This window comes from Paludibacterium paludis, assembly GCF_018802605.1.
GTDB classification, from domain to species: Bacteria; Pseudomonadota; Gammaproteobacteria; order Burkholderiales; family Chromobacteriaceae; genus Paludibacterium; species Paludibacterium paludis.
Genome location: NZ_CP069161.1, coordinates 1474498 through 1500907, shown reverse-complemented (window position 1 = coordinate 1500907; position 26410 = coordinate 1474498). Strand labels below are relative to the sequence as shown.

Annotated in this window: 23 protein-coding genes; 12 read left to right on the top strand and 11 right to left on the bottom strand. The window is 64.3% G+C overall.

All coding sequences use genetic code 11. The features are described from left to right. Nucleotides 1-46: 46 nt before the first annotated feature. Nucleotides 47-718, bottom strand: coding sequence for a helix-turn-helix transcriptional regulator (locus JNO50_RS06865; protein WP_229804463.1), 672 nt, complete (start codon nt 716-718; stop codon nt 47-49). 103 nt (nt 719-821) lie between these two features. Between JNO50_RS06865 and JNO50_RS06860 the strand changes: the two genes are divergently transcribed. Continuing rightward, nucleotides 822-1190, top strand: a complete 369-nt coding sequence (locus JNO50_RS06860) for a VOC family protein (protein ID WP_189530960.1) — start codon at nt 822-824, stop codon at nt 1188-1190. On the opposite strand, the gene pdxR (JNO50_RS06855) is transcribed toward JNO50_RS06860, so the two are convergent. Beyond that, entirely contained in the window at nt 1157-2605 is a 1449-nt protein-coding gene (pdxR, locus tag JNO50_RS06855; RefSeq protein WP_189530962.1) for a MocR-like pyridoxine biosynthesis transcription factor PdxR, read from the bottom strand. The genes JNO50_RS06860 and pdxR (JNO50_RS06855) overlap by 34 nt on opposite strands. A gap of 98 nt (nt 2606-2703) precedes the next feature. Here pdxR (JNO50_RS06855) and JNO50_RS06850 point away from each other — a divergent pair, with 98 nt between their 5' ends. The 3 genes from JNO50_RS06850 to JNO50_RS06840 all read left to right on the top strand — a co-directional run bounded on the left by JNO50_RS06850 (nt 2704) and on the right by JNO50_RS06840 (nt 4966). Then, nucleotides 2704-3144 carry a GNAT family N-acetyltransferase gene (locus tag JNO50_RS06850; protein ID WP_189530964.1) on the top strand — a complete coding sequence of 147 codons (441 nt, stop codon included), beginning with the start codon at nt 2704-2706 and terminating at the stop codon, nt 3142-3144. A gap of 20 nt (nt 3145-3164) precedes the next feature. Next, nucleotides 3165-3596, top strand: coding sequence for a carboxymuconolactone decarboxylase family protein (locus JNO50_RS06845; protein WP_189530966.1), 432 nt, complete (start codon nt 3165-3167; stop codon nt 3594-3596). Nucleotides 3597-3706: 110 nt separating this feature from the next. After that, the gene (locus tag JNO50_RS06840) at nt 3707-4966 is read left to right on the top strand and encodes a M12 family metallopeptidase (RefSeq protein WP_189530967.1); all 1260 of its coding nucleotides are present in this window, start codon (nt 3707-3709) and stop codon (nt 4964-4966) included. Nucleotides 4967-4983: 17 nt separating this feature from the next. On the opposite strand, the gene glyA is transcribed toward JNO50_RS06840, so the two are convergent. The 3 genes from glyA to JNO50_RS06825 all read right to left on the bottom strand — a co-directional run bounded on the left by glyA (nt 4984) and on the right by JNO50_RS06825 (nt 8350). Beyond that, complete coding sequence (gene glyA, locus JNO50_RS06835) at nt 4984-6249, bottom strand: serine hydroxymethyltransferase (protein ID WP_189530969.1); 1266 nt, start codon at nt 6247-6249, stop codon at nt 4984-4986. Nucleotides 6250-6320: 71 nt separating this feature from the next. Then, nucleotides 6321-7121, bottom strand: a complete 801-nt coding sequence (locus JNO50_RS06830) for a YggS family pyridoxal phosphate-dependent enzyme (protein ID WP_189530971.1) — start codon at nt 7119-7121, stop codon at nt 6321-6323. Further along, nucleotides 7118-8350 (bottom strand): benzoate/H(+) symporter BenE family transporter, encoded by a 1233-nt coding sequence (locus JNO50_RS06825; RefSeq protein WP_189530973.1) that lies wholly within the window; start codon nt 8348-8350, stop codon nt 7118-7120. The genes JNO50_RS06830 and JNO50_RS06825 overlap by 4 nt, the downstream gene beginning before the upstream one ends. A 109-nt stretch (nt 8351-8459) precedes the next feature. Here JNO50_RS06825 and pdxR (JNO50_RS06820) point away from each other — a divergent pair, with 109 nt between their 5' ends. Beyond that, a complete protein-coding gene (pdxR, locus tag JNO50_RS06820; RefSeq protein WP_189530975.1) occupies nt 8460-9944 on the top strand; it encodes a MocR-like pyridoxine biosynthesis transcription factor PdxR in 1485 nt (494 codons plus the stop codon). 74 nt (nt 9945-10018) lie between these two features. On the opposite strand, the gene JNO50_RS06815 is transcribed toward pdxR (JNO50_RS06820), so the two are convergent. After that, entirely contained in the window at nt 10019-10678 is a 660-nt protein-coding gene (locus tag JNO50_RS06815; RefSeq protein WP_189530977.1) for a YecA family protein, read from the bottom strand. Between the two features lie 57 nt (nt 10679-10735). Then, nucleotides 10736-12424 carry an AMP-binding protein gene (locus JNO50_RS06810; RefSeq protein WP_189530980.1) on the bottom strand — a complete coding sequence of 563 codons (1689 nt, stop codon included), beginning with the start codon at nt 12422-12424 and terminating at the stop codon, nt 10736-10738. 171 nt (nt 12425-12595) lie between these two features. Between JNO50_RS06810 and JNO50_RS06805 the strand changes: the two genes are divergently transcribed. From JNO50_RS06805 to JNO50_RS06775, 7 genes are all read left to right on the top strand, one after another. Further along, nucleotides 12596-12988, top strand: a complete 393-nt coding sequence (locus JNO50_RS06805; RefSeq protein WP_189530981.1) for a MerR family transcriptional regulator — start codon at nt 12596-12598, stop codon at nt 12986-12988. A gap of 102 nt (nt 12989-13090) precedes the next feature. Continuing rightward, a complete protein-coding gene (locus JNO50_RS06800; RefSeq protein WP_189530984.1) occupies nt 13091-14260 on the top strand; it encodes an isovaleryl-CoA dehydrogenase in 1170 nt (389 codons plus the stop codon). A 15-nt stretch (nt 14261-14275) separates the two neighbouring features. Then, nucleotides 14276-15874, top strand: a complete 1599-nt coding sequence (locus JNO50_RS06795; RefSeq protein ID WP_189530986.1) for a carboxyl transferase domain-containing protein — start codon at nt 14276-14278, stop codon at nt 15872-15874. A 14-nt stretch (nt 15875-15888) separates the two neighbouring features. Continuing rightward, nucleotides 15889-16680 carry an enoyl-CoA hydratase/isomerase family protein gene (locus tag JNO50_RS06790; protein ID WP_189530988.1) on the top strand — a complete coding sequence of 264 codons (792 nt, stop codon included), beginning with the start codon at nt 15889-15891 and terminating at the stop codon, nt 16678-16680. Between the two features lie 3 nt (nt 16681-16683). Further along, nucleotides 16684-18732: an acetyl/propionyl/methylcrotonyl-CoA carboxylase subunit alpha gene (locus tag JNO50_RS06785; protein ID WP_189530990.1), complete on the top strand. Its 2049-nt coding sequence runs from the start codon at nt 16684-16686 to the stop codon at nt 18730-18732. 4 nt (nt 18733-18736) lie between these two features. Beyond that, nucleotides 18737-19639, top strand: a complete 903-nt coding sequence (locus tag JNO50_RS06780; protein WP_189530992.1) for a hydroxymethylglutaryl-CoA lyase — start codon at nt 18737-18739, stop codon at nt 19637-19639. Nucleotides 19640-19700: 61 nt separating this feature from the next. After that, nucleotides 19701-21662, top strand: coding sequence for an acetoacetate--CoA ligase (locus tag JNO50_RS06775; RefSeq protein WP_189530993.1), 1962 nt, complete (start codon nt 19701-19703; stop codon nt 21660-21662). A 594-nt stretch (nt 21663-22256) separates the two neighbouring features. Here JNO50_RS06775 and JNO50_RS06770 read toward each other — a convergent pair. From JNO50_RS06770 to cysS, 4 genes are all read right to left on the bottom strand, one after another. Further along, the gene (locus JNO50_RS06770; protein WP_189530995.1) at nt 22257-22838 is read right to left on the bottom strand and encodes a hypothetical protein; all 582 of its coding nucleotides are present in this window, start codon (nt 22836-22838) and stop codon (nt 22257-22259) included. A 129-nt stretch (nt 22839-22967) separates the two neighbouring features. Beyond that, a complete protein-coding gene (locus JNO50_RS06765) occupies nt 22968-24674 on the bottom strand; it encodes an ArnT family glycosyltransferase (RefSeq protein ID WP_189530997.1) in 1707 nt (568 codons plus the stop codon). Nucleotides 24675-24734: 60 nt separating this feature from the next. Next, nucleotides 24735-24950 carry a 50S ribosomal protein L31 gene (gene rpmE, locus JNO50_RS06760; protein ID WP_189530998.1) on the bottom strand — a complete coding sequence of 72 codons (216 nt, stop codon included), beginning with the start codon at nt 24948-24950 and terminating at the stop codon, nt 24735-24737. 100 nt (nt 24951-25050) lie between these two features. Then, entirely contained in the window at nt 25051-26409 is a 1359-nt protein-coding gene (gene cysS / locus JNO50_RS06755; protein WP_189531001.1) for a cysteine--tRNA ligase, read from the bottom strand. Between the last annotated feature and the right edge of the window lies 1 nt (nt 26410).

Below are 26410 nucleotides of genomic sequence, written 5' to 3'. Positions count from 1 at the left end.
CCCCTTCGGGGGCCGTTTTTTTTATCCGGATGGAGATCGCGGCAAATCAGGCATCGGGACGATGGCGCAGATCCAGCCGCCTGTTGCGCCATTCTCGGACAAGCGCCATCCGCGCACGGGGATAGCGCTCGTCCAGCACGGTCATGGAACGCAGGCGGCCGGTCAGAAAATGCCGGAAATCGTTACGCAGCTCGCACCACGCCACAAGGATTCTCGAGGTTTGGAAATAACCGAGCGCGAAAGGCCAGACAATCCGTTCGGAGTCGCCGCCATGCGCATCCCGGTAGGCGATCCTGATCTTGCGTTCCGTCCGGATCGCCTCGCGCAGCACACCCGGTTCAACGACTTCCGTATCGGTGGCACCGCGCGGTCCGACCAGCAGCGTCACGGAGTCCAGCTCATGGCGCAATGGTTCGGGCAAAACGGCGGAAATCTTGGCGAGCGCGTCGGCCGCGGCCCCGGTCAAAGACGGGTCGGCCCATTTCGCGACCCAGCGGAAGCCGAGCGTCAGTGCCTCCAGTTCGGCCGGAGTGAACATGAGCGGCGGCAACAGGTAACCGGGACGCAAGACATAGCCGACTCCGGGCTCGCCACGGATATCGGCGCCTTGCGCCTGCAAGGACGCGATGTCCCGGTAGAGTGTCCGCAAACTGATGCCCAACTCTGACGTCAGCGCGTTGCCGCTCACCGGGAACCGGTGCCGTCGCAGAATTTGCATGAGACAAAGAAGTCGTTCTGAGCGCGCCATCCGCCAATACTGCCAATTTTTGTCAGCATCGTCCATTACGATCATGGCTCCCCATCAAACAGGATGAATCCCGATGATCGTGCCCAATCTGACGATTCTGTATGTCGACAATCCCCTGTCGAGCGCCCGCTTCTACGAAGCGCTGCTCGGACGGCCACCCTCCACCCTGTACCCCACTTACGCCGCGTTCGATCTTGGCGACGGCCGCCATCTCGGGCTATGGTCGACCACGGCCCGCGACTTTGTCTCGTCGGGCACGGGGCATCGCTCGGAGCTGGCCTTCATGGTGGCGGGCGACCAGGACGTGGATGCCTTGCACACCGCCTGGACGCGGCTCGGCGTTCCTGTCGAACAAGCGCCCATGGACGCGGTGTTCGGCAGAACGTTTGTCGCCCTGGATCCGGACGGTCACCGCTTGCGCGTTTGCACGCCCGACGACTGACCGATGGCGTGCGCGAGGCGCCGGGCAAGGTCAACCGACATGTCGCGGGAGGTGATATTGGCGAACCCCAGCATCAGCCCGGCCTCCTCCCGCGCGCGCCGCGTCCAGTTCGATAGCGCGATGACCGCGAGCCCCGCCTCCCGGGCGCGCGCCGCGGCGAGACGATCATCCGTCATGCCGTCAAAACTCGCGACAAGATGCATTCCGCCCGGCTGGGGAGAAATCCGCACGCGACTCCCGAACACCTCGCGCAAACCGTCTTCGCACAGCGCCCGGCGAGTCCGGTACAGCGCGCGCATTTTTTTCAGGTGCCGCGCGAAATACCCTTCCTCGATGAACGCGGCGGCCATGCTCTGAATGAGCGTCGGCGCGGGTCCGCTCCAGGCCCGGCAGGCCGCGGCGCAGGCCTCGCTCAGCGATGGCGGGGCAACGAAATAGGACAGCCGCAATCCGGGATACAGGGTTTTGCTGAAGGTGCCGGCGTAGATCACCCGCTCGCCGCGATCCAGCCCGGCCAGCGCCGGCAAGGTCTGGCCGCGGTGACGGAACTCGCCTTCGTAATCGTCCTCGATGATCCAGGCGCCGTGGCTCGCCGCCCAGTCGAGCAGCGCGGTTTGCCGCGCCGCGGACAACGGCATGCCAAGAGGACTGTGCTGGCTTGGCGTCACCACCGCCAGCCGCGCGTCGGGCGCGAGTCCGATGGCCAGATCGACCCGCATCCCCTCGTCATCGACCGGCACCGGGATACCCGTCGCACCCGCGCGGGTAATGGCCGCGCCCACCGGCGGGTAGCCCGGATCCTCGATCCACACCGAATCCGCCGGCGACAGAAGAAGACGGCCGAGCAAGGCCAGCGTCAACGGATACCCCGCCGTGACGAATACCTGATCGGCGGAACAGGGAATGCCGCGCGCCACACGCAGATAGCCGGCGATGGCCCGCCTGAGCGGTTCATATCCGCACGGATCGGGGTAGGCGAACGCATCGGCGCCCTGCCGCCGGATCGCGCGCAGGGCGATGCGGTTCCAGAGCTTGCGGGGAAAGGCGTCCAGCGCCGGCAGTCCGGGCTGGTAAGGCAGTGTCATGCAAACCGCTTGCCGCGCGGCCACCGGCGTGGCGTCCGCGCCATGCCTCGCCCCTCCCTTGATGATCGCCGCGCTGACACGGGTACCGGCCTGCCCTCCCGCCTCCAGAAAGCCTTCGCCGATCAACTGCGCATAGACCGTTTCGACGGTGCCACGCGCCACGCCAAGTTCGCTGGCCAGCGCACGGATCGACGGAACACGCTGGCCGGGAGAAAGATCGCCGCAAAGAATCGCTTCGCGCAAACGCCGGGCGATCTGCACACCCAACGGCTCGGGGGCGGCCCGATCCAGCCGCGCGGTCAGCTCGGCTCCGGCCAGGGAATTCGGCATATCATGTCCCAGTCAATTGAATCGATTATGTCACTTAGCATTATGACATCCATCGGCCATGATAGGCACACCCGAACACCATGGAAGGAAGCCTGTTCATGTCCCTTGACGAAACCGTGCTGGCCCATGCCGAGAGCCACGAAGGCATCGCCGCCAGCTTCCCGCTGATGCGCGAGCTCCGCCCCCATCTGAATACCCCGGAAGAGTATGTAGAACAAATCCTGCGCCAACAGGCCTCGGGATACCACCTCCTGCTGGCCTGGCGCGATGGCGTGGTAACCGGGCTGGCCGGCTACCGCGAACAGGAAAACCTGGTTTACGGACGATTTTTGTATATCGACGATCTGGTCACCCTTCCCTCGCTGCGCGGCGCGGGTCTGGGCGCGCGCCTGCTCGCGGCCTGCCAGGAGGAAGCCGCGCGGCGGGGATGCCGGAAACTGGTGCTCGACACGCGTCGCGACAATGTTCTGGCGCAACGCTTTTATTTCCGCAACGGCATGCTGCCGCATGTCATGCGATTTTCCCGCGATCTTGTTTAACCCTCACCAAGGAACCCACCATGAAAACTCCGCGACTGCCTTACCATCAATTGGCCGCCGAATCGTTCAACCTGCTGCTGGCCGCCAAGAAAGTGCTGTTCAACGGCCACCTGGGACAAGGTTTCTCGGCGCTGATCTGGCTGCGCGTCTCGCAGATCAACGGCTGCCATTTCTGCATCGCCAAACACACCGGGGAAGCGCGCGAGGCCGGCGAAGCCGAGGCACGCATCGCCACGCTGGCCCAATGGCGCGACAGCGACGCATTCACGCCCGCCGAACAGGCCGCCCTGGAGTACGCGGAGTGCATCACGCATTTGGTCGACGGTGTGCCCGACAGCGTATTTTTGCCGCTCAAGGCGCATTTCAGCGATGCCTACATCGCCGAACTGACCGTCACCATCGGTTTCATGAACGCGCTCAACCGGATCGCCATCAGCATGTACGGCGACTGACGGCGCGCGCCTCCGGGAATCATCCTGCGAAACAACCGGAAGATACTGACTGATCAGATCCGGGACCCCAAGCTTAAATACGGGGTTTTCAGTTCATACCCGATCAGCTCATGATGACATCTTCTGGCAACCGCACGGCACTGGCCGGTCTGCTGTGCCTCACGCTCGCCGGCACCGCCCTGTCCGGCGAACATCCCGCCTGGGTCCGCGACAACGATACCTTGCGCGACGTCCCGGTACGCATCGTCGACGGGATGGCGCTCATCGACGACATCGTGCTCGGGCAATGGCACGGCATTGAAGCGCAAGGGCTCTCAGGCTGGCGGCCCGAGCGAGTGAAAGGCAAGCGCGCGGCGCCCGGCGGCAATGCGCCGGCCAAACTCTGGCACGGCGACAGCATCCCCTACGCGTTCGACGACAGCTACAACGAGGAGGGCCGGCGCGTGGTGCGCCAGGCCATGGCGCTCTACCGGCTGCAAACCGGCATCCGCTTCGTCCCGCGCCGTCAGGAAAACCACTACGTCCGGTTCGAACGCGGCGGCGGCGAATGCGTCTCCCGCCTGGGCAAGGTCGGCGGAGCCCAAGCCATCACCATGAATGCGGACTGCATGGTTTCGCTGACCGACACCCTGCACCACCTCGGCCATACGCTGGGATTGCAGCATGCGCACCAGCGTCCCGCCTCACCTGCCGCGCCACCGTTCCTCAGGGAAGGATCCATGGACCTTGCATCGGCCATCGACTGGCAAAGCGACCACCTCGCGCAAGCGCGCAAGGCGAGGCCGGGTTACGACCTCGAATCAGTGATGCACTACGACCCTCACCTGCGCGCCGGATTCGACCTGCGCTCCGTGTCGACGGCGCCTCATTACCATCCGCAATGGCTGTCCGACGGGGATGTGGCGCAACTGGCATCGTTGTACCCCGGCGCCGCGCGCCGGGCGAAAGACGCCTCGCTGCCTCGCGAGGGACAAGCGGGCGCACTGACCACGCCGGGCGGCGAGGCTTGCCTCGGGCTGGCGGCGGGGACCTCGACGCCGATTCCCGCTCTGGTCCGCTGCGAACCGGACACGCCGCGCTGGCGCTGGGATGCCCAATTCCGTCTCCGGACGGACGCGGCTCCCGGCCTGTGCCTGACGATGCCGGACAAAGCGGATCAGAGTCCGCCGCGTCTTGCCCCATGTACAACCCAGCACCGGCAGATCTGGGCCTTTCAGGACAACATGCTGACTTCGCGCCATCTGCACAATTACGGGCTGATCCGAACCGCTCAGGGCAAGCTCGCGATGCGCCATTTGCGCGGTAGCGGCGACGCCATGCTGCCCTCGTCGCTGGGCCCGTTGTGGCGCTGGCAGACCGGCGCGGACTGATCCGCGCCGCCAGCCGGTCACACGTAAACGGGAAAACGCCGGCACAGCGACGCGGCCTGTTCCCGAATCCGCGCCGTCACCGTGCCGCTGCCACCTTCCTCAAGCGCATCCAGCACATCGCACAGCCAGCCGGCCACCTGCTCGCACTCGGCAACACCGAAGCCCCGGGTAGTCACGGCCGGCGTGCCGATGCGCAGTCCGGACGTGACCTGCGGCGAGCGCCGGTCGTCGGGTACCGAATTCTTGTTGGCAGTCATGCCGGCGCGGCTCAGCGCCTCGTCCGCATCCCGGCCGGTATAGGGTTTCGCCGAAAGATCGATGAGCATCAGATGGTTGTCGGTGCCGCCGGAGACAATCGGGTAGCCGCGTTGCCGGAGCACGGCGGCCATGGCGCGGGCATTGGCCACAACCTGTTTCTGATAGGTCTTGAATTCCGGAGCCAGCGCCTCCCTGAAGGCCACGGCCTTGGCCGCGATCACATGCATCAGCGGCCCGCCCTGCGTGCCGGGAAACACCGCGGAATCGAGTTTTTTATAGAAATCCGGCGCTTGCCCCCGCGACAGAATGATGCCGCCGCGCGGCCCGCGCAGTGTCTTGTGGGTCGTACTGGTCACCACATGGGCATGCGGCAGGGGATCCGGATACTCGCCCGCCGCCACCAGCCCGGCCACATGGGCCATGTCCACCCAGAACATCGCGCCGGCCTTGTCGGCGATGGCGCGCATGCGTTCCCAGTCGGCGAAGCGCGAGTACGCCGAAAACCCGCCGATGAGCAATTTCGGGCGGCACGCCAGCGCGGTGCGCTCCATCGCGTCATAATCGATGAGTCCTGTGCCGGCATCGAGGCCATAGGGCACGATCGTGTAATGCCGCCCGGAAAAATTGGCCGGATTGCCATGGGTCAGGTGACCGCCCTGAGCCAGGTTCATGCCCATCACCGTATCGCCTGGGCGGGTCAACGCCAGAAACACCGCCGCGTTGGCCTGAGCGCCGGCATGGGGCTGGACATTGGCGTAATCGCAGCCGAAAAGCGCCTTGACCCTCTCAAGGGCCAGCCGTTCGGCAATATCCACATTATCGCAGCCGCTGTAATAGCGCTTGCCGGGATAGCCTTCCGCGTATTTGTTGGTGAATACCGAATTCTGGACCGCCATGACGCACGGACTGGCGTAGTTCTCGGAAGCGATCAATTCGATGTGCTCTTCCTGGCGTAGCGCTTCGCGCCGGATCGCCTCGGCCAGCTCCGGATCGAATGTTGCAAGCATTGCGTCTGTTTCATGCATGTTCAGTCATCCTGATAATCAGAGAATCCCGGCCGCCGCGGCTCCCGGGCGGGTCGGGCGGCGAAGGTCGTTCATGCATCGCCGCCGGCGGGCCAGTAATAACTGTCCGGCAACGCCCTGGCTCCGAAAATCGCCTGGCCGACCCGCACCACGGTGGCGCCCTCTTCGATGGCGATCTCGAAATCGCCGGACATGCCCATCGACAGTTCATCCAGCCCGATGCCATCCGGGGCGCACTGGCGCAACCGGTCGCGCAGCTCGCGCAATCGCGCGAAGCATTCACGCACACGGTCGGCCTCGCTGGAAAACAGCGCAAGGGTCATCAGTCCGCGCACCCGCAAGGAGGAGAAGTCGGGCAAGGCCGCGATGAAGGCCGGCGCATCGTCGGGCGCGAGACCGTACTTGCTGGCTTCCCCGGAGGTATTGACCTGCACGAAGACATCGAGCGCGCGGCCCTCGGCCTGCAGGTGGCGATCCAGCGCCCGGGCGACGCGCAGGCTGTCCAGAGCCTGGAACTCGGCGGCGAAGCGCGCCACCTGCCTTGCCTTGTTGGTTTGCAGATGACCGATGACCGACCAGCGCAGATCGGTCAGGTCGGCCATCGCCTCCCATTTGCGGTGAGCTTCCTGCACCTTGTTCTCGCCCAGCAGACGGCAGCCGGCAGCATGAGCCAGGCGGATACGCGCCTCGTCGATGGTTTTGCTGACCGGCAGCAAGCGCACGTCGCCCGGGTCGCGGCCGGCGCGCCGGCAGGCTTCGGCGATGCGCGCCCGCACCGTGTCAAGATTGCGCCGTAAATCCTCGACGCAAAGCGCTTGCGGATAACGGCCATGCCGGTCGTGTGAAGTCTGGGTGATGGACGAAATAGTCATGAATCGGCTCCTTTCCTGACAGTAACGGGTCGCGGGGCAAATCGCGGCAAACGGCCGTTGAGTCCCGCGTAGGCCGCCAGACCGATCAACACCCCCCAGAACGCCCCCCCGACGCCGAACAGCGTGATGTTGGCGGCCGCGGCAAGAAATGTGATCAGCGCCGCCTCGCGGGTCTTCGCATCGGCCAGCGCATTGGCGAGGCTCCCGCCAATGGTGCCCAGCAAGGCGAGGCCGGCCAGGGTGGTAATGAAGGTCGGCGGAAACGCCATGAAAACCGCGGCGAGCGTCACGCCGAACACGCCGACGAGGATATAGAAGAGGCCCGCCGCGACGCCGGCGATCCAGCGCCGGGATGGATCTTCGTGCGCTTCGCGGCCGGTGCAGATCGCCGCGGTGATCGCGGCGATATTGAAAGCATGCGACCCGAATGGCGCCATCAGCAGCGAGCCCAGTCCGGTCACGGCCACAATGGGATTGGCGCTGGTCTTGAAGCCGTCGTTACGCAACACCAGCATGCCGGGCATGTACTGGCCGGTCAGCGTGATCAGGAACAGCGGCAACGCCACGCTCAGCAGGCTGTTGAACGAAAACGCCGGCATGGTGAACACCGGAGCGGCAAGCTTCAGCGCCAGCCCCGACAGATCGACCTGTCCCCGGATAAGCAGGTAAGCGAGCCCCAGCGTCAGAATGCCGACCACCGCGTAACGCGCCGTGAAACGCTTGAACGTCACGTAGGCGGCAATCAGCATGCCGGCCAGCGCGGGATCGACGCTCATGCCGCCAAAAGCTCCAATGCCGAATTGCAGCAGGATGCCAGCCAGCAATCCCGAGGCCACGCCCGGCGGAATCAGCCGGATCACCCGTTCGAAACAGCCCGACAGGCCAAGCGCGACGAAGGCGGCCGCCGAGACCAGATAAGCGCCCACGGCTTCGGCATAGGGCGTGGTCGCCAGCGCCGTAACGAGAAAGGCGGCCGCGGGGGTGGACCAGGCGGTGATGACCGGCTCCCGGGAAAGCACGCTGAGGACAAGCCCCGTCGTTCCCACGCCGATCGACACGGACCATACCCACGAAGCCGTCAGCGCGGGCTCGAGGCCGGCCGCCCTGGCGGCCTGAAAGACGAGAATGAAGGTGCCGCCGTAATTGACGATGACCGAGATCAGGCCCGCCACGACGGGATGGACAAGGTCGCTCAGGCGAATGGACGAAGAAGGGACGGTGGACGACATGGCGGGTTTGCGGCTCCTGGATGCGCGGGCGAGATCGTTTGATAAACGGATTTATACCGCTAAAATGGCCGGCAAAGCCCTGCCACTTTCATCAAGAGATACAGACCAATTGTTCAAGCACGCCCAACTCGAATCCGTCAAAGCCTGGATGGCCGACCCGGCGCACGGCGCCTTGCCAAGGCACGCGCGCATTCAGCGCGCGATCCGGCAATTGATTCTCGACGGGGCGCTGGCCGCGGGCAAACCGCTGCCCGCCTCGCGCGCGCTGGCGAAATCGCTGGGCGTCTCGCGCGATACCGTCGAGACCGCCTACGGCCAATTGCATGCGGAAGGATTCATCGAACGGCGTACCGGCAGCGGCAGCTTTGTTTCGGACCGGGTGAAATGCTCGCCTCCGCGCCGCGCCCTTCGGCCTTCTGCCGCGCCAAGCCCCGAAGCGATGCTCAGCCGGCGCGGAACGGCCATGCTGCAAGGCGGCGGAGTGCGCGATTTTCTGGCACCGCGCCCGTTCGCCCCGGGCGTCCCCGAAACGCGCGGATTTCCGATCCAGACCTGGGAACGTCTGGAAAGACAGGTGGTGAAAGAATATGGCGCCAGGGCATTGCTGCACAGCCCGCCGCAGGGAATGGAACCGTTGCGGCGCGCGATAGCGGACTACGTCAATCTTGAACGCGGCGCGCGCGCGCAGCCCGACCAGGTGCTGGTGCTCACCAGCTCGCAACAGGCGCTGACCCTGTGCGCCACGGTGCTGCTGGATGCCGGCGAGCGGATTTTTATCGAAGACCCCGGCTATCATGGCGCGCGCAAAGCCTTCGAGGCGGCGGGTCTGCAGTGCGTGCCCGTGCCGGTCGACCGCCAGGGCATGATGGTCGAGCGATTGCGCGATAGCTCCCAAGCGCCCAAGGCCGTATTTCTCACGCCCTCGCATCAGTTTCCCTCCGGAACGACATTGTCCCTGGAGCGGCGGCTGGCCATCATCGAATGGGCGCGGGAGCGGCAGGGGTGGATCATCGAGGACGACTACGATAGCGAGTTCCACTATGCGGGCAAACCGGTGGCCTGCGTGCAGGGGCTCGACCCTCACGACCGGACGCTGTACATCGGCACCTTCAGCAAGTCCCTGTTTCCCGGGCTGCGCATCGGCTACATGATTCTGCCCGCGCCGCTCGTGGCGCCCATGACCGTGGCGCGGACCCTGCTGGACGGGCACAGCGCGCCGATCCCGCAGCTGACGCTCGCGCGTTTCATCGAGGGTGGCCATTTCGGCGCGCACGTGCGAAACCTGCGCGGCGTCTACGCCAGGCGGCGCGACATCCTGGCCGAACTCGTGCGCGCGTACCTGACGGAGTTTCTCGAACCGGTGGTGCCGTCCGGAGGCATGCAGATGCCATGCCTCTTCAAGCGCGACACTCCCGAACGCGAAGCCGTGGCCGCGGCCGCGCGGGCGGGCATCGATCTGCAGGGGCTGTCCGCCCTGCATCTGTCGGCCTCGCCCGCCGCCGGATTTCTCATGGGATTCGCCGCCCACACCCCGAACGAAATGGAAAACGCCGTCAAAAAACTGGGCGAGGTGCTGCGCGCGCTGAGCCGGTAACGCGCCGGACCGCGAGACAAAAAAACCGGCCCGGAACTTTCGCTCCGGGCCGGATGATCACTGCATGCCGCGAATCAGGACTTGCCGCAGCAGGCCTTGTACTTCTTGCCGCTGCCGCACGGGCACGGATCGTTGCGGCCGACCTTGTCGCCTTCGCGGCGGATGGTGTCCGGCGTCTGTTTTTTCGCGTTCCAGTAGCGCCATGCGGCGGCGATGGCATCGGGCAACTCCTGCTTCATGGCCTCGATTTCCGCGGCCGTGAAGCTGACCAATGGCTCCTTGCCGTCCTCTTCGTCAAAGAGGCCGCCCAGCGCGAAGATCGGGTACATCATCTCGTCGAAGCCCTCGTCCTCGACGTCGTACCAGTCGGTCGGCACCACTTCCAGCGCGTACAGGTAGGCGTTGCACCAGGTCCAGTAATCGTCCTGGTCGTTCTCGTCCGGATAGAGGATCAGATCCACGCCGTCGCCGTCGGCCAGCTCGTCGGCCGTCGAAGTCCAGAGTTTTTCGAGAAGCGCGCGCACTGTCTGCTCGTCCTCGTCGTTCTCGAAAACGGCGTCCCCGATCACTTCCTCCCACCACAGGTCGGGATCGACGGCATCCGGCCCGGTAATAAGCGCCGTGAAAAAAGCCTGCGCTTCGTCCACCCGCATGGTACTGCCCGCCTCGGCGAACCCGCCAAGCAGTTCGTCCAGACGCATCAGATCGTCATCGGTAAAGACGGTTTGGCTCATGATCGAATCCTCTAGATGGTTGCTGGCAGGCATTGTACCAATGAGAGAATAGCCCCGTCAGGCGGTTTTGGCTTCCCGCAGCCCCAATTTCTCCTTCATTTGCTGACGCATGACAAATTTCTGGATTTTTCCGGTGATTGTCATGGGAAAGAGGTCGACAAATTCGATGTAGCGCGGAATTTTATAATGGGCGATTTCCCCGCGGCAAAACTCGCGGATATCCTCCTCCGAGCACATTTCGCCATCGCGCAGACGGATCCAGGCGCACAGTTCCTCGCCGAATTTGTCGTCCGGCACGCCGATCACCTGCACATCCTGGATTTTCGGATGCCGGTACAGGAATTCCTCGATCTCGCGCGGATAAATGTTCTCGCCGCCGCGGATCACCATATCCTTGACCCGGCCGACAATATTGCAATATCCGTCTTCGTCCATCACCGCGAGATCGCCGGTATGCATCCATCCGGCGGGATCGATGGCATCACGGGTTTTCGCATCGTCGTCCCAGTAGCCGAGCATCACCGAATAGCCGCGCGTCAACAGCTCGCCGGTTTCGCCGCGGGGCACGGCCTTGCCCTCGTTGTCGACGACTTTCACTTCGACATGCGGGTGAATGCGTCCGACCGTCGACACGCGCTTTTCCAGAGGATCATCAAATGCGCTCTGGAAACTCAGCGGGCTGGTTTCGGTCATGCCGTAGCCGATCGTGACTTCCTTCATGTGCAATTGCGCCACCACGCGCTTCATCACTTCGATCGGGCACGGACTGCCCGCCATGATGCCGGTGCGAAGCGCCGACACATCGAACCGGGCAAACTCCGGATGATCGAGAACGGCGATGAACATGGTCGGCACACCGTGCAGCGCCGTGCAACGCTCGGCGGCCACCGTTTCCAGCACGGCGAGCGCGTCGAAACTCTCCGACGGAAACACCATCGCGGCCCCGTGCGACAGGCAGGCGAGCGTGCCCAGCACCATGCCGAAACAGTGGTACAGCGGCACCGGAATGCAAAGACGGTCCTCCGGCGTCAGCCGCATCGCCGCCCCGGAGAAATACGCATTATTGAGAATATTGTGATGCGACAGGGTCGCGCCCTTGGGGTGGCCGGTGGTGCCGGAGGTGAACTGGATATTGATCGGATCATCGAATTGCAGGGTCTCGCCCAACACCTCCAGCGCCGCGCGCTCTTCGGAGGAGGGTTCGCCCAGCAGCGCATTGAATGGCAGCATTCCCCCGACCGGCTCGCGTCCGAGGACGATGACGGTTTCAAGCGCGGGCAAGCGAGCCGCCTTCAGTTGCCCGGGCAGCGCGCCGTCCAGTTCCGGCGCGAGATCGCGGACCATCGCCACGTAATCGCTGCTCTTGAAACTCGGGGACAGGATCAGCGCCCGGCATCCCACCTTGTTCAGCGCGTACTCCAGCTCGGAACGACGGTAGGCGGGATTGATGTTGACCAGCACGAGTCCCGCCTTGGCCGTGGCGAATTGGGTGAGCACCCATTCGGCGTTGTTCTGCGACCAGATGCCGATGCGGTCGCCCGGCGCGAGTCCCAGACGCATCAGCGAGCAGGCCAGACGGTCGACCTGCTCGCGCAGTTCGGAATACGTCATCCTCACGGCCTGGTGCCTGACGATCAGGGCGTCGCGGGAGCCGTGCTCGCGGGTCGCCGTATCGAAGAATTGCCCGATGGTCCGGCCGATCAACCCCGTTTCGTGCGCGCCATGCACGTAACTTGTTTGCGTCATGATGTTTTCTCCGTCCGTTATATGCAACACATCCACATAAAAAAGCCGGGTTCGCTTGCCCGGTCTTGAGGTTTTCGAGCTAAATTACTATTACGTAAACGTAAACTCAATACAATGTCCTTATGCGTGGAAAAAACGCTACACACTGTCCTGAACACTGAAACGGCGATCATGCCCCGACACGACCACTTTTCCATCTCCGACCTGGCCCGCGAATTTGACGTCACCCTGCGAACCTTGCGTTTCTACGAAGAACAGGGACTGATCGAACCTGCCCGCCAGGGCCGCCAGCGGCTGTTTTCCCGACGTGACCGGGCCCGGCTGAAACTGATCCTGCGCGGCAAGCGGATCGGCCTTTCCCTGCAGGAAATCCGGGAGATTCTCGATCTTTACGAACTGGCGCGCGACGAGGCCAGCCAGTCGCTCAAGCTCCTTCATCTGCTGACGGAGCGGCGCGACCGGCTGCTCGAACAACGCCGCGACATCGATGCGGTGCTCGACGAGATCACCCAGCTGGAAACACATTGCCGCCAAGTGCTCGACACCATGACCGCTCATCACTGACAGCCAATTTTCATGACAATATTCTTGGCTTTCGTATTGACGTTAACGTAAGCGTAATTCAACATACCTCATCAGCCCGACAGCCACCGGAGATACCACACCATGTTCACCAGCCTGAATTTCGCCCATGGCGACACCTACGACATGCTGCGCGCCACGGTCCAGGATTTCGCCGCGCGGGAAATCGCCCCCCGCGCCGCCGACATCGACAGGGACAACCTCTTCCCCGCCGATCTGTGGCGCAAGCTGGGCGAGCTGGGTCTGCTCGGCATCACGGTGGACGAGGAGGACGGCGGCAGCGCCATGGGTTACCTCGCGCACATGATCGCCATGGAAGAAATCAGCCGCGCCTCGGCATCGGTGGGCCTGTCGTATGGCGCCCACTCGAATCTGTGCGTCAACCAGATTCGCAAGAACGGCACCCCGGAACAGAAAGCCCGCTACCTGCCCGGACTGATCAGCGGCGAGAAGATCGGCGCGCTGGCGATGTCGGAACCGAACGCGGGTTCCGATGTGGTGAGCATGAAGCTGCGCGCCGAGCGCCGCGGCGACCGTTTCGTGCTCAACGGCGCCAAGATGTGGATCACCAACGGTGGCGACGCCGACGTGCTGGTGGTGTACGCCAAAACCGACCCCGAAGCCGGCCCGCGCGGCATCACCGCCTTCCTCATCGAGAAGACCATGAAGGGCTTCAGCGCCGGCAGCAAGCTCGACAAACTCGGCATGCGCGGCTCGAACACCTATCCGATCTTTTTCGACGACTGCGAAGTGCCCGAGGAGAACGTGCTCGGCGGCGTCGGAGAAGGCGTCCGGGTACTGATGAGCGGCCTGGACTACGAGCGCGCCGTGCTGGCGGCGGGACCGCTTGGCATCATGCAGGCCTGCCTCGACATCGTGGTGCCCTACCTGAACGAGCGCACCCAGTTCGGCCAGCCCATCGGGGACTTTCAATTGATGCAGGGCAAGCTGGCGGACATGTACGTCACGCTGTCCGCGTCGCGGGCGTACGTGTACGCGGTAGGCCAGGCGCTCGACCGCGGCGAGACCGGCCGCAAGACCCGCAAGGACGCCGCCGGCGCGATCCTGTTCGCGGCGGAAAACGCCACGCGCATGGCGCTGGACGCCATCCAGTGCCTGGGCGGCAACGGCTACATCAACGACTACCCGACCGGCCGCCTGCTGCGCGACGCCAAGCTTTACGAGATCGGCGCCGGCACCAGTGAAATCCGCCGCTGGCTGATCGGTCGCGAACTGGCGGCAGAAACCCGCTGAACCAGGAGATCCGGCATGACGATACTCGAATCCCGGCTGTCGACCCGCTCTGACGATTTCCGGACCAATGCGCGGCAGATGCGCGCGCTGGTGGATGAACTGAACGCCGCGGTCGAAAAAAACCGGGCCGGCGGAGGCGATGCCGCCCGCGCGAAGCACACGGCACGAGGCAAGCTGCCGCCGCGCGAACGCATCGACCTGTTGCTGGACCCGGGCTCGCCGTTCCTGGAACTCTCGCAACTGGCCGCCTGGGGCATGTACGGCGACGAGGCGCCGGGCGCGGGCATGGTCAGCGGCATCGGCCGCATCCACGGCATCGAGTGCATGATCGTGGCCAACGATGCGACGGTAAAGGGCGGCACGTATTACCCGATGACCGTGAAAAAACACCTGCGGGCGCAGGAGATCGCCCGGGAAAACCGCCTGCCCTGCCTCTACCTTGTCGACTCCGGAGGCGCCTTCCTGCCACTGCAGGACGAAGTCTTTCCGGACCGGGACCATTTCGGCAGAATTTTCTTCAATCAGGCGAACCTCTCCGCGCAAGGCATTCCCCAGATCGCCGTGGTGATGGGCTCGTGCACCGCGGGCGGCGCCTACGTGCCGGCCATGAGCGACGAAACCATCATCGTGCGCAACCAGGGGACGATTTTTCTCGGGGGACCGCCGCTGGTGAAAGCCGCCACGGGCGAAGTGGTCAGCGCCGAGGACCTGGGTGGCGCCGACGTGCACACCCGCATCTCCGGCGTGGCCGACCACCTGGCGCAGAACGACGGTCATGCGCTGGCGCTGGCGCGCCGCATTGTCGGCGATCTGAACTGGCGCAAAGAGGGGCGGCTCGACCGCGCCGCTCCCCTGCCCCCGCGCCACGCCCCCGAGGAACTCTACGGCGTCATCCCGGCCGACCCGAAAAAACCGTTCGACGTGCGCGAAATCATCCTGCGCCTGGTCGACGATTCGGACTTCGACGAGTTCAAGCAAAATTACGGCGCCACCCTGGTCACCGGGTTCGCGCGATTGGACGGTTACCGCGTCGGCATCATCGCCAACAATGGCATCCTGTTTTCCGAATCGGCGCTCAAGGGCGCGCATTTTGTCGAACTGTGCTGCCAGCGCGGCATTCCGCTGATTTTCCTGCAGAACATCACCGGCTTCATGGTCGGCCGCAAATACGAAAATGGCGGCATCGCCCGTGACGGCGCCAAACTGGTCACCGCCGTCGCCTGCGCGCGCGTGCCGAAATTCACCGTATTGATCGGCGGCAGCTTCGGCGCCGGCAATTACGGCATGTGCGGACGCGCCTACTCGCCGCGCTTTTTGTGGATGTGGCCCAATAGCCGCATTTCCGTGATGGGCGGCGAGCAGGCCGCCGGCGTGCTCGCCCAGGTCAAGCGCGACCAGCAAAAAGAGGCATGGAGCGCCGAAGAGGAAGAGGCTTTCAAGACACCGATCCGCGAACAGTACGAACGCCAGGGCCACCCCTTTTATGCCAGCGCCCGACTGTGGGATGATGGCGTCATCGACCCGGCGCAAACCCGGGACATCCTGGCGCTGGCGCTCGAGGCCAGCCTGAATGCCCCCATCGAAGCCACCCGTTTCGGTGTTTTCCGTATGTGAGCGAGGCTATCTCAATGACATTCCAGACTCTAGAACTGACCGGTGACGGCGCGGTGGCCACGGTGTGGCTGAACCGGCCCGACGTGCACAACGCATTCAACGACATCCTGATCGGCGAACTCACCCACGCGGTCGAGTCCTTGCAAAAGAACGAATCGGTTCGCGTGATCGTGCTGGCCGGGCGCGGCAAAAGCTTTTGCGCCGGCGCCGATCTTGACTGGATGCGCCGCGCCGCGGAATTCACCGAACAGGAAAACCGGCGCGACGCCAATGCGCTCGCGTTGCTCTTCAGGACACTCTACCGCTCGCCCAAGCCGGTGATCGCGCGCATCCACGGCCCGGCCATCGCGGGCGGCACGGGACTGGCCGCCGCCGCCGATATCGTGATCGCCACCGACAAGGCCGTTTTCGGTTTGTCGGAAGTGCGCCTCGGACTGATCCCGGCCACCATCGGCCCGTATGTGGCCGAAGCGATCGGACCGCGCCAGGCCCGGCGGTATTTTCTGAGCGCGGAACGCATCGACGTCGAGCGGGCGCGACAGCTTGGCCTGGTTCACGAAGTGGTCGCCGAGGAGGCGCTGGACGACACCGTCGCCGCGATCGCGGGCGAACTGGTCCGTGGCGGCCCCTACGCCCAGCGCGAATGCCGCGAACTGCTGGAAACACTCGCGCAAGGCTCGCCATGGGATGACGGTCTCCTCGAGGACACGGCCTCACGCATCGCGGCGATCCGGGTGACCCCCGAAGCGCGCGAGGGCTTGAATGCCTTTTTCGAGAAACGGCCGGCCAACTGGAACCGGGAGTAAGCCATGCACTGCTATCCCTTGCCCGAAACGACATCCCCCGCCCGGCAGGCCAACCCGCCGACGCCGCACGAGCGGGCCGCGCCGGCCCTGATCGGATCGATCCTGATCGCCAACCGCGGCGAAATCGCCTGCCGCGTGATCGGTACGGCCAAGCGCCTCGGCATCCGCACCATCGCCGTGTATTCGGACGCGGACGAGAACGCGCGGTTCGTGCGCCTGGCCGACGAGGCCTGGCGCCTGGGCCCCGCGCCGGCCGCGGAGTCCTATCTGCGCGCCGACCGGATTCTCGACATAGCCCGTGCGTCCGGCGCCTGCGCCGTGCATCCGGGATACGGTTTTCTCTCTGAAAACGAAGCCTTCGCCGATGCCTGCGCGGCCGCCGGCCTGCGCTTCATCGGACCGCCGGCCTCCGCCATCGCCGCGATGGGCTCCAAATCCGCGGCCAAGGCGCTGATGTCGCAAGCCGGCGTGCCGCTGGTGCCCGGCTACCATGGAGAGGATCAGGATCCGGCGCGTCTCGAACGCGAGGCGGCCGCCATCGGTTACCCGGTGCTCATCAAGGCGAGCGCGGGCGGCGGCGGCAAAGGCATGCGCATTGTCGAGCGGGCGGAAGACTTCGCCGCCGCGCTCGCCTCCTGCCAGCGCGAAGCGCAAGCGAGCTTCGGCGATGACCGCGTACTGGTGGAGAAATACCTCGAAGCGCCCCGCCACGTCGAAGTCCAGGTATTCGCCGACACATTCGGCGAGTGCGTCTACCTGCTCGAGCGGGATTGCTCCGTGCAGCGCCGTCACCAGAAAGTGCTCGAGGAGGCGCCCGCGCCGCATCTGCCGGCCCACGTGCGCCGCGCGATGGGCGATGCGGCCTGCACGGCCGCCCGCGCCGTGGGTTATGTCGGCGCGGGCACCGTGGAATTCATCATGGATCGCCATGGCGACTTCTACTTCATGGAGATGAACACGCGGCTGCAGGTGGAACATCCGGTCACCGAAATGATTACCGGACTCGATCTGGTCGAATGGCAGATCCGCGTCGCCAGCGGCCAGCCTCTGCCGCTCGCGCAGTCGCAGATCAGCGCGCGCGGGCACGCCATCGAGGCGCGAGTCTACGCCGAAGACCCGGAGCGCGGTTTTCTGCCATCCACCGGCACCCTGACGCATCTGTCCGCACCGGCCTGCGGGCCGCATGTGCGCATCGATACCGGGGTGGAGGAAAACGACAGCATTTCGCCGTTCTACGACCCGATGATCGCCAAACTGATCGTCTGGGACGAAACCCGCGAAGCCGCCCTCGCCCGCCTCGCCCGCGCCCTCGACGATTACCGCGTGGCGGGCGTCGCCACCAATCTGCGTTTTCTCGGGCGGATTGTCCGTCACCCCGCCTTCGCCTCCGGCAAGGTCGACACCGGCCTGATCGAACGCCATCAGAACGAGCTGTTTGCCGCCGAAGCCCCCGCCACCGATGAAGAACTCGCGCTCATCGCACTGGCCGAGACGCTGGCCGGACATCGACCCGGCGACGAGGCTTGGCTGACACGCCGCGACTGGCGGCTCAACGGCCGCAGGACGCGGCATCTGGAGATCCGGATTGGCGAGGCGATCGAATCGCTGACACTGGAAGGCGCCCTCCCGGCATTGACCATCGAGGTGCGCGGCCGGCGCATGACGGCTCGCGGCACACTTGACGGGACGATGCTGCACGCCGATCTGGAGGGCAGAAAACTTGCCGCCACGTATCTGAGCCGGGGACAGGGGCGCACGCTCTTCGTTGGCGGTCGTCGCGTGGAGGCGAGCCTGATCGATCCGTTCGCTGCCGGAGATGGCGCGCCGCATGGCGAAACGCATCTGAAGGCGCCGATGCCGGGACGGGTTGTCACCTGCTGCGCGCCCGTTGGCGCCCGGGTGGAAAAAGGCACCCCCCTGATGATTCTGGAAGCCATGAAAATGGAGCACACCCTGGCGGCGCCCGCCAATGGCGTGGTCAAGGCATTTTATTTCGCGCCGGGCGATCAGGTGGACGACGGTGCGGACCTGATCGATTTCGAAGCGGAGTAAGCCCATGAGACAGGTCACGCTTGTTGAAGTCGGGCCGCGCGACGGCCTGCAAAACGAGTCCCGGGAATTGAGCATCGATATCCGGCACGAACTGATTCGCAAACTCGCCGCCGCCGGACTCAAGGACATCGAGGCCGGCGCCTTCGTCTCGCCCAAATGGGTTCCGCAAATGGCCGGATCGGCCGAGCTGCTGTCGCGCCTCGACACCGGCGGGAGCATCCGCTATCCGGTACTGGTACCCAATTTGAAAGGACTGGAAGCCGCCATGGCCGCCGGAGCGAGGGATATCGCGGTATTCGGCGCGGCCAGCGAAACCTTCAGCCGGAAAAATATCAATTGCGGCATCGAGGAGAGCCTGGAGCGCTTCGCGCCGGTGATCCGCGAAGCGCTCGGCGCCGGCATCCGCGTCCGCGGTTATGTCTCCTGCGTGGCGGCCTGCCCCTACGAGGGCGATATCGCCCCGGGCACGGTGGCCGAAGTGGCCGACAAGCTGTTCCAGCTGGGCTGCCACCAGATCTCGCTGGGCGACACCATCGGCACCGGCACGCCCGGCAGGATACTGGCGATGCTCGACGCCGTGAGCCGCATGGTGCCGGTCGCGCATCTGGCCGGTCATTACCACGACACTTACGGCATGGCGATCGCCAACATCCGCGCATCGCTGGATGCGGGCCTTCGCACCTTCGACGCCTCGGTTGCGGGATTGGGAGGCTGCCCTTATGCTCGAGGGGCATCCGGCAACGTCGCGACAGAGGATGTCGCATGGATGCTGGAACGGGAAGGCTTCGTCACCGGCGTTGACCTGCCGGCCCTGCTCGACGCGGCGGGCTTCGTCAGCCAGGCCCTCGGCCGGGAACCGGCCTCGAAGGTCGCCCGGGCGTTCGGCGCGCCGGCAGCGGCGAGCTGACCCAACGAAAAACAAGCCGGCATGACAGCCGGCAGCCACTGCGAGATAGCCAGGAGAACCTATGAACAACACACCGGCGCCGCTCTGGCGCCCCGGGCCGGCGCGCCTCGCCGCCTCGCACCTGACCGCATTCACCAAACTGGCCCGTGCCCACTGGGGGACGCCGCTGCCCGATTACCCGAGCCTGTGGCAAGCCTCCATCGAGGACCCCGGCGCGTTCTGGTCCCTGGTCTGGGATTATTGCGGTGTGATCGGCGACAAGGGAAATGTGGCGCTCGCCGAGGCGAACGCGATGCCCGGCGCGAGGTTTTTTCCCGAGGCGCGGTTAAGCTATGCGGAAAACCTGCTGCGCCGCACCGGCGACGGCACCGCCCTGACCTTTCTGGGCGAAGACCAGCTGGAAGAAAGTTTGACGCACGATCAGCTGCGCGCGGAGGTTTCCCGACTGCAGCAGGCCATGCGCGCCCACGGCATCGCCAAGGGCGACCGCGTCGCCGGCTTCATGCCCAATATGCCGGCCACCCTCGCCGCCATGCTGGCGGCCAGCAGCCTGGGCGCGATCTGGACCAGCTGTTCGCCGGATTTCGGACTCGAAGGCGCGCTCGACCGCTTCGGCCAGACCGCGCCGCGCCTCTTGTTCTGCCCGGACGGTTACTGGTACAACGGCAAGATCATCGAGATCGGCGACAAGATCCGCGATCTTTCCAACAGCCTGCTTTCGGTCGAACGCATCGTGGTCGTGCCGTATGTCGGCAAAACCGACGATTTCGCGCGCACTGTGCCGCGCGCCGTGACGTTAGCCGACTTCGTGGCGCCGTTCGCGCCGGCCGCGCCGGTGTTCGAGCGGGTGGCGTTCGACCATCCGCTCTTCATCCTCTATTCCAGCGGAACCACGGGCAAACCCAAATGCATTGTCCATGGCACGGGCGGCACTTTGCTGCAGCATCTGAAAGAACACCAGCTGCACGCCGACCTTCACGAAAATGACCGCTTCTTCTACTTCACCACCTGCGGATGGATGATGTGGAACTGGCTGGTCAGCGGACTGGCCAGCGGCGCTACGCTGATGCTCTACGACGGCTCGCCGTTCGCCGCCAACGGCCATATTCTGTGGGACTATGCCCAGGATCAGGGCTGCACCCATTTCGGCACCTCGGCCAAATACATCGATGGCTTGAAAAAGCAGGGGCTGATTCCGAAAGAGCACTACCGGCTGGACAGTCTCCGGACGATGTTCTCGACCGGCTCCCCCCTTGTGGCGGAAAGCTTCGATTGGGTCTATCAGTCCGTCAAGCAGGACATCAACCTCGCCTCGATCTCTGGCGGCACCGACATTGTCTCCTGCTTCGCCCTGGGCTGCGGCAACCTGCCGGTATGGCGCGGAGAGCTGCAGTGCCGGGGACTTGGCATGGCGGTCGACGTGGTCGACGAGCAGGGACGGCCGCTACGCAAGGAAAAGGGGGAACTGGTCTGTACCGGCCCCTTCCCGTCCATGCCGGTAGGCTTCTGGAACGACCCGGACGGTTCGCGCTACCGCAGCGCTTACTTCGGACGCTTCGAGGGGGTCTGGTGCCACGGCGACTTCGCCGAAATCACCGAACACGATGGCGTGATCATCTATGGGCGGTCGGATGCCGTGCTCAATCCGGGAGGCGTGCGTATCGGCACCGCCGAGATCTACCGTCAGGTGGAAACCTTCGACGACGTGGTGGAGTCGATCGCCGTCGGCCAGCGCTGGGAAGACGACGAGCGCGTGGTGCTGTTCGTGCGCCTCAAACCAGGCCGGGTACTCAACGAGGAACTGACCCTGCACATCAAGGACCGGATCCGCAAGGGCGCCACGCCGCGCCATGTGCCGGCGCGCATCGTCCAGGTCACCGACATTCCCCGCACTCTGAGCGGCAAGATTGTGGAACTGGCGGTGAAAAACGTGATCCACGATGAACCGGTGCTCAACATCACCGCGCTCGCCAACCCCGAGGCACTGGAACTGTTCCGCAACCGGCCCGAGCTGCAAGTCTGAAATCCGGGGCGCCGCATGGCGTCCCTCTTCCCCGCCGCATGACCGTTTTTTGCAAGCCATCCCCCCGCACCCCCGACATACTCCAGGAAGCCCTTCACTCAACGAAAGAACGGACAGCATGCAAAGCTCGACAACGCCACAGCGCCGATGCCTCGGCCCGACTCAACCACGAACCACAATGGCGCTGCCCAAAAACCATCGAAGAAACAACGGCATGCACCACCAAACCACCGGCGCAAATCTGACCCAGGCCACGCCTCAACAACCTCATCCCCACCGCTGGGGGCTGAAGCCCACACCACACCGTTGCGCACCGATGACGACAAGCGTGCGTGGCACTGCGGGCTGATTACAGACCAGGACATGGAGGCGGCACGCCATGCTCCTCCACTCCCGCCCTTCATAAAGAACGCCCGTCAGGATGGTGCCAGCCTGATCGGTCAAAACCCGGCGCGATCCACCACATGATCACGCGCGTGGCGTTTTCACCCGTTTCAGACCTGCCCTCGACCCTGCCTTGCCGCGACAAGTTCAGGTCTTGCCGGACCAGCCTTCATTCCGTTCCATCCGCATCGTCCATCCTCGGCCATGCGATCAACCCTCAGCGGACAAACAGCGCCAATTTTCCTGCGCAGCCGCATCGGCTCTCTCGCGCACTTTTTGTAGGGAAAGGTCGATATGTTCGACGAGCAGCGCATTGTCCCGGCTTGTTAACAGCGAAAATCCACCGCGAAGACGCGCCATGGCGGAAGGCCTCAGCGCACTTAACGCCCGGCAAGCCGACTCCATTTTGGCGGCGATCTCCTCACTGAAATCCAGCAGCCGATTCTGGTCACAGTCACCGCCCCCCTCCGTCAACCGGGAGAAAAGCGTTTCCATCCGGTCCATATCCCGGAAAAAACGGGCGACGATGGATTGGGCTCGCACGACAGGGTTGTAAGCGCCGGGAGGCGCCGAATACAGATCGCGATGACGCGCCCCAGGACGCAACCATCCTGTCACACGTTGCAGCGAGGCGAGTAGACGGCTTTTCAGCGCGGGCCTGGTCTCGACACAAGTTGGTTGGATTTCGCAGCGGCGCGCGGACATATAGCGCCGCGCCCCGTCCGCTGGAGCGCGAAACGCGTCGCAACGCGTCAACCGTGAAAAAGAAGGAGGAACACGGATAGCAGGCATGGTCTATCGGCCAAATGATGAAGGAGATTCCAACTCTACCCCTCCGGGCAGGTCCCGGCTTTCAAGAAACGGTCATGCCCACCACCCGAAAAAAAAACCTCGCCGGTTCGGGCAAGGTTTTTCAGGGGGTCAATCGATGACGAAATCTTTTGTGCTGTCCGGCATGTCCCGCGCTTTGCCGGCCGCGGGGACGGCAACCCGCTGCTGCAGCACGAAAATCTCGCGCTTTTCGCGAGGACGGCTGCCGACCCAGATGTCTTTCCAGCCAGGCACGTCGACAGTCGCCTCATCGCGCGGCCTCATGATCAGCCGGTAACTGCACGAGGAATCCTGATCCGTGTCAAAGGCTTTCAAGGTGCGATGCGCATAGTAGTCCCAACTGATGCGCGCCATCATGTTTTTCTTTGCCACACCCACGCAGTCCACCCCGACCGGCAATTGCGCCTCCATGCGCTCCACCACCGGACCGTAGCTCTTGAAGGAGTTCACCCACGGCAAGGCGAGTGTCGCCGCCAATCCCCAGAACAAGGTGAGTCCGGCGGCCCAATTGGTGACGGCCTGCCGCCCGCGCAGATTGCGCCGGGTCACCGCCCATCCCCACACCAAGGTGGCGACGACAGCGACCATCGGCGCAATCACCGCCGGCTCGGGCCGGTAAAACGGACTCAGGTAGGCGGCGCGCTCGGCAAGTTTCCCGGGCCAGCCAAAGTGCAGGGCGAACCACCCCAACCAGAGCACCAGCCCGAAAAAACCGAACGTCATCAACCCGAACCAGTTAAGAAAGGCGGCCGCGCCGCGCTTGACCGAATCGAGCTCGATGGCGGCAAGCAGGGCCATCGGCAACAGCAGCGGCATGGCATGTTCGGTGGCCTGCCGATCGGAAAACGTCAAAAGCAGGATGATGATCGCGAAGAACATCAGGGGCAGTTGCAGCAAGGGCTCATCGTAACGGCGGCTGCGCCACAGGGTCCAGGCGGCCAGCGGCCAGGCCGGCCAGGCGTACCAGATCGAAGTGATGAAATAGTAGCCGACATCGTGGAACAGTCCCAGATGGCTGAAGCCTTCCAGCGGTCCGAGGGCATGGGCCGACCACCACAAATCGAACATGGCCGGATGGCTGGCCGCCAGTTTCATCGGCCAGATCAGCGCCAGGGGCAAGCCGAACAGCAGGGCCATGGCGAGCGTGATGACGTAACGGCGGGTGCGCCACGCGGCAAAGGCCGGCAGCATGACCGCCACGGCCCACACCAGCATGACCTCCAGCAAGCTCGAGGAAAGGAACAGCACGACGCTGGCGGCCCCCAGCAGCACGCCGCCCAGGGCCGGAGAGCGCAAGGCCAGGATCAACGCATAAAAGGCCGCGGAGAAACCCGCGAAACCGGCGACCACCGGCGTCAATTGATGCCCGGTATCCATCAGCCCCAGGCAACCCATCATGATCAGCACGACGCTGCGGCCATGACGACGGCCAATCAGCTCGCGGCCGGCGCAGCCGGCGAACAGCAGGGACAAGGCCATGAAGAACGGCGTGGCTAGCCGCGCGGCATCCACGGGGCTCATCAGCCATGGCGACAGGCCCGAGACAAACGCCGAACTCACCCAGTAGTACAGCGGGGGATAGGTCAGATAGGGCTCGCCCTGGATTGACAACAGCATCCAGTTCCCGGTGCGCAGCATTTCGCTGACAACCGCCATGGTATACGGTTCGTCCGGCCGCCACGGGTCATGACCGAAAATGCCGGGCCACAGCCAAAGGAAGGCGAGCAGCAGCAAAAGCCAGGGTTTTTCCGTGGGAACGGGAAGCTTGGACGCGGAATCCGGGGTGTAAGTCAGCATACTCTCAGGCCCAAATAAAAAAAGGCAGCGAACGCTGCCCTTTCAGTGCTTCGTAGCGGCTTAGCGCTTGAAGAAACCACCGAACTTCTGGTTGAACTTGTCAACGCGGCCGGCGGTGTCAACGATCTTCTGCTTGCCGGTGTAGAACGGATGGCATTGCGAGCAGACTTCGATCGTGAAGCTTTCCTTGCTCATGGTCGACTTGGTCGTGAACTTGTTGCCGCAGGAGCAGGTCACGCTCAGATCGTGATAATTCGGGTGAATATCGGTTTTCATTGCTCGTCCTTGAAAAAATCGGGTACAGGGGTTTTGCCTGTACCGCTTTGGAAACATCGCATTATGCGGCCAAACTACGCCGCTTGACAAGTCTGTCGGCTCAGGCCCGGCGCCAGGTCGTTCCTTGCGGGCCGTCCTCGAGGACAATGCCGCGCGCCGCCAGCTCGTCCCGCACCCGATCCGACTCCGCCCAGTTCTTCGCCGCGCGCGCGGCCTTGCGCGCCTCGATCAGCGCCTCGATCTCGGACGCATCGTCGGCGCCCCCTTGCAGGAAGGCTTGCGGATCGCGCCCCAGAAGGCCGAGCACGCCCGCCAGCGACTTCAGTTCGGACGCGAGGGCCGCCGAGCCGGTCCGGTTCACTTCCGCCGCGAGTTCGAACAGCACGGCAACGGCTTCGACGGTATTGAAGTCGTCGTCCATCGCCGCCTTGAAGCGCCGGCCGTAATCCGTGCCGTAATCCGGCGCCGCCTCTTGCGCGTCGACGCCCTTGAGCGCGGTGTACAGGCGGGTCAGGCTGCCGCGCGCGTCGTCCAGATGCGCATCCGAATAATTCAGCGGGCTGCGGTAATGCGCGCGCAGGATGAAGAAGCGCACCACTTCCGGGTCGTACTTCTCCAGCACTTCGCGGATCGTGAAGAAGTTGCCCAGCGATTTGGACATCTTTTCGTTGTCGACGCGGATAAAGCCGTTGTGCATCCAGTAATTGACGAAATCGTGATTGTGCGCGCCCTCGGACTGCGCGATCTCGTTTTCGTGATGGGGGAACTGCAGATCCGCCCCGCCGCCATGGATGTCGAAATGCTCGCCAAGATGATGCTCGCTCATCACCGAGCACTCGATGTGCCAGCCCGGACGGCCTTCGCCCCACGGCGACGGCCAGGAGGGCTCGCCCGGTTTGGCGGCCTTCCACAGCACGAAATCCAGCGGATCGCGCTTGAAAGGATCCACGCCGACCCGCTCGCCGGCGCGCAGGTCCTCGAGACTCTTGCCGGAGAGCTTGCCGTAGCCGGCGAACTCGCGCACCGCGTAGTACACGTCACCATTGCCGGCGGCATAGGCCTTGCCGTTGTCGATCAGGCGTCGGATCATCGCCACCATGCCCGGCACGAACGCCGTGGCGCGCGGCTCATGGTCGGGACGGCGCACGCCCAGCGCCGCGCTGTCCTCGTCCATGGCCGCGATGAAGCGGCCGGTCAGCGATTCGATCGATTCACCGTTCTCGGCGGCGCGCTTGATGATTTTGTCGTCGATGTCGGTGATGTTGCGCACATAGGTCAGGTCGTAACCGGAAGCCCTCAGCCAGCGGGCGACCATGTCGAACACGACCATCACCCGGGCGTGCCCGAGGTGGCAGTAGTCGTACACGGTCATGCCGCAGACGTACATGCTGACCTTGTTCGGCTCGATCGGCCGGAACGCTTCCTTGCGCCGTGTCAGGGTATTGAAAAGCGTCAGCATG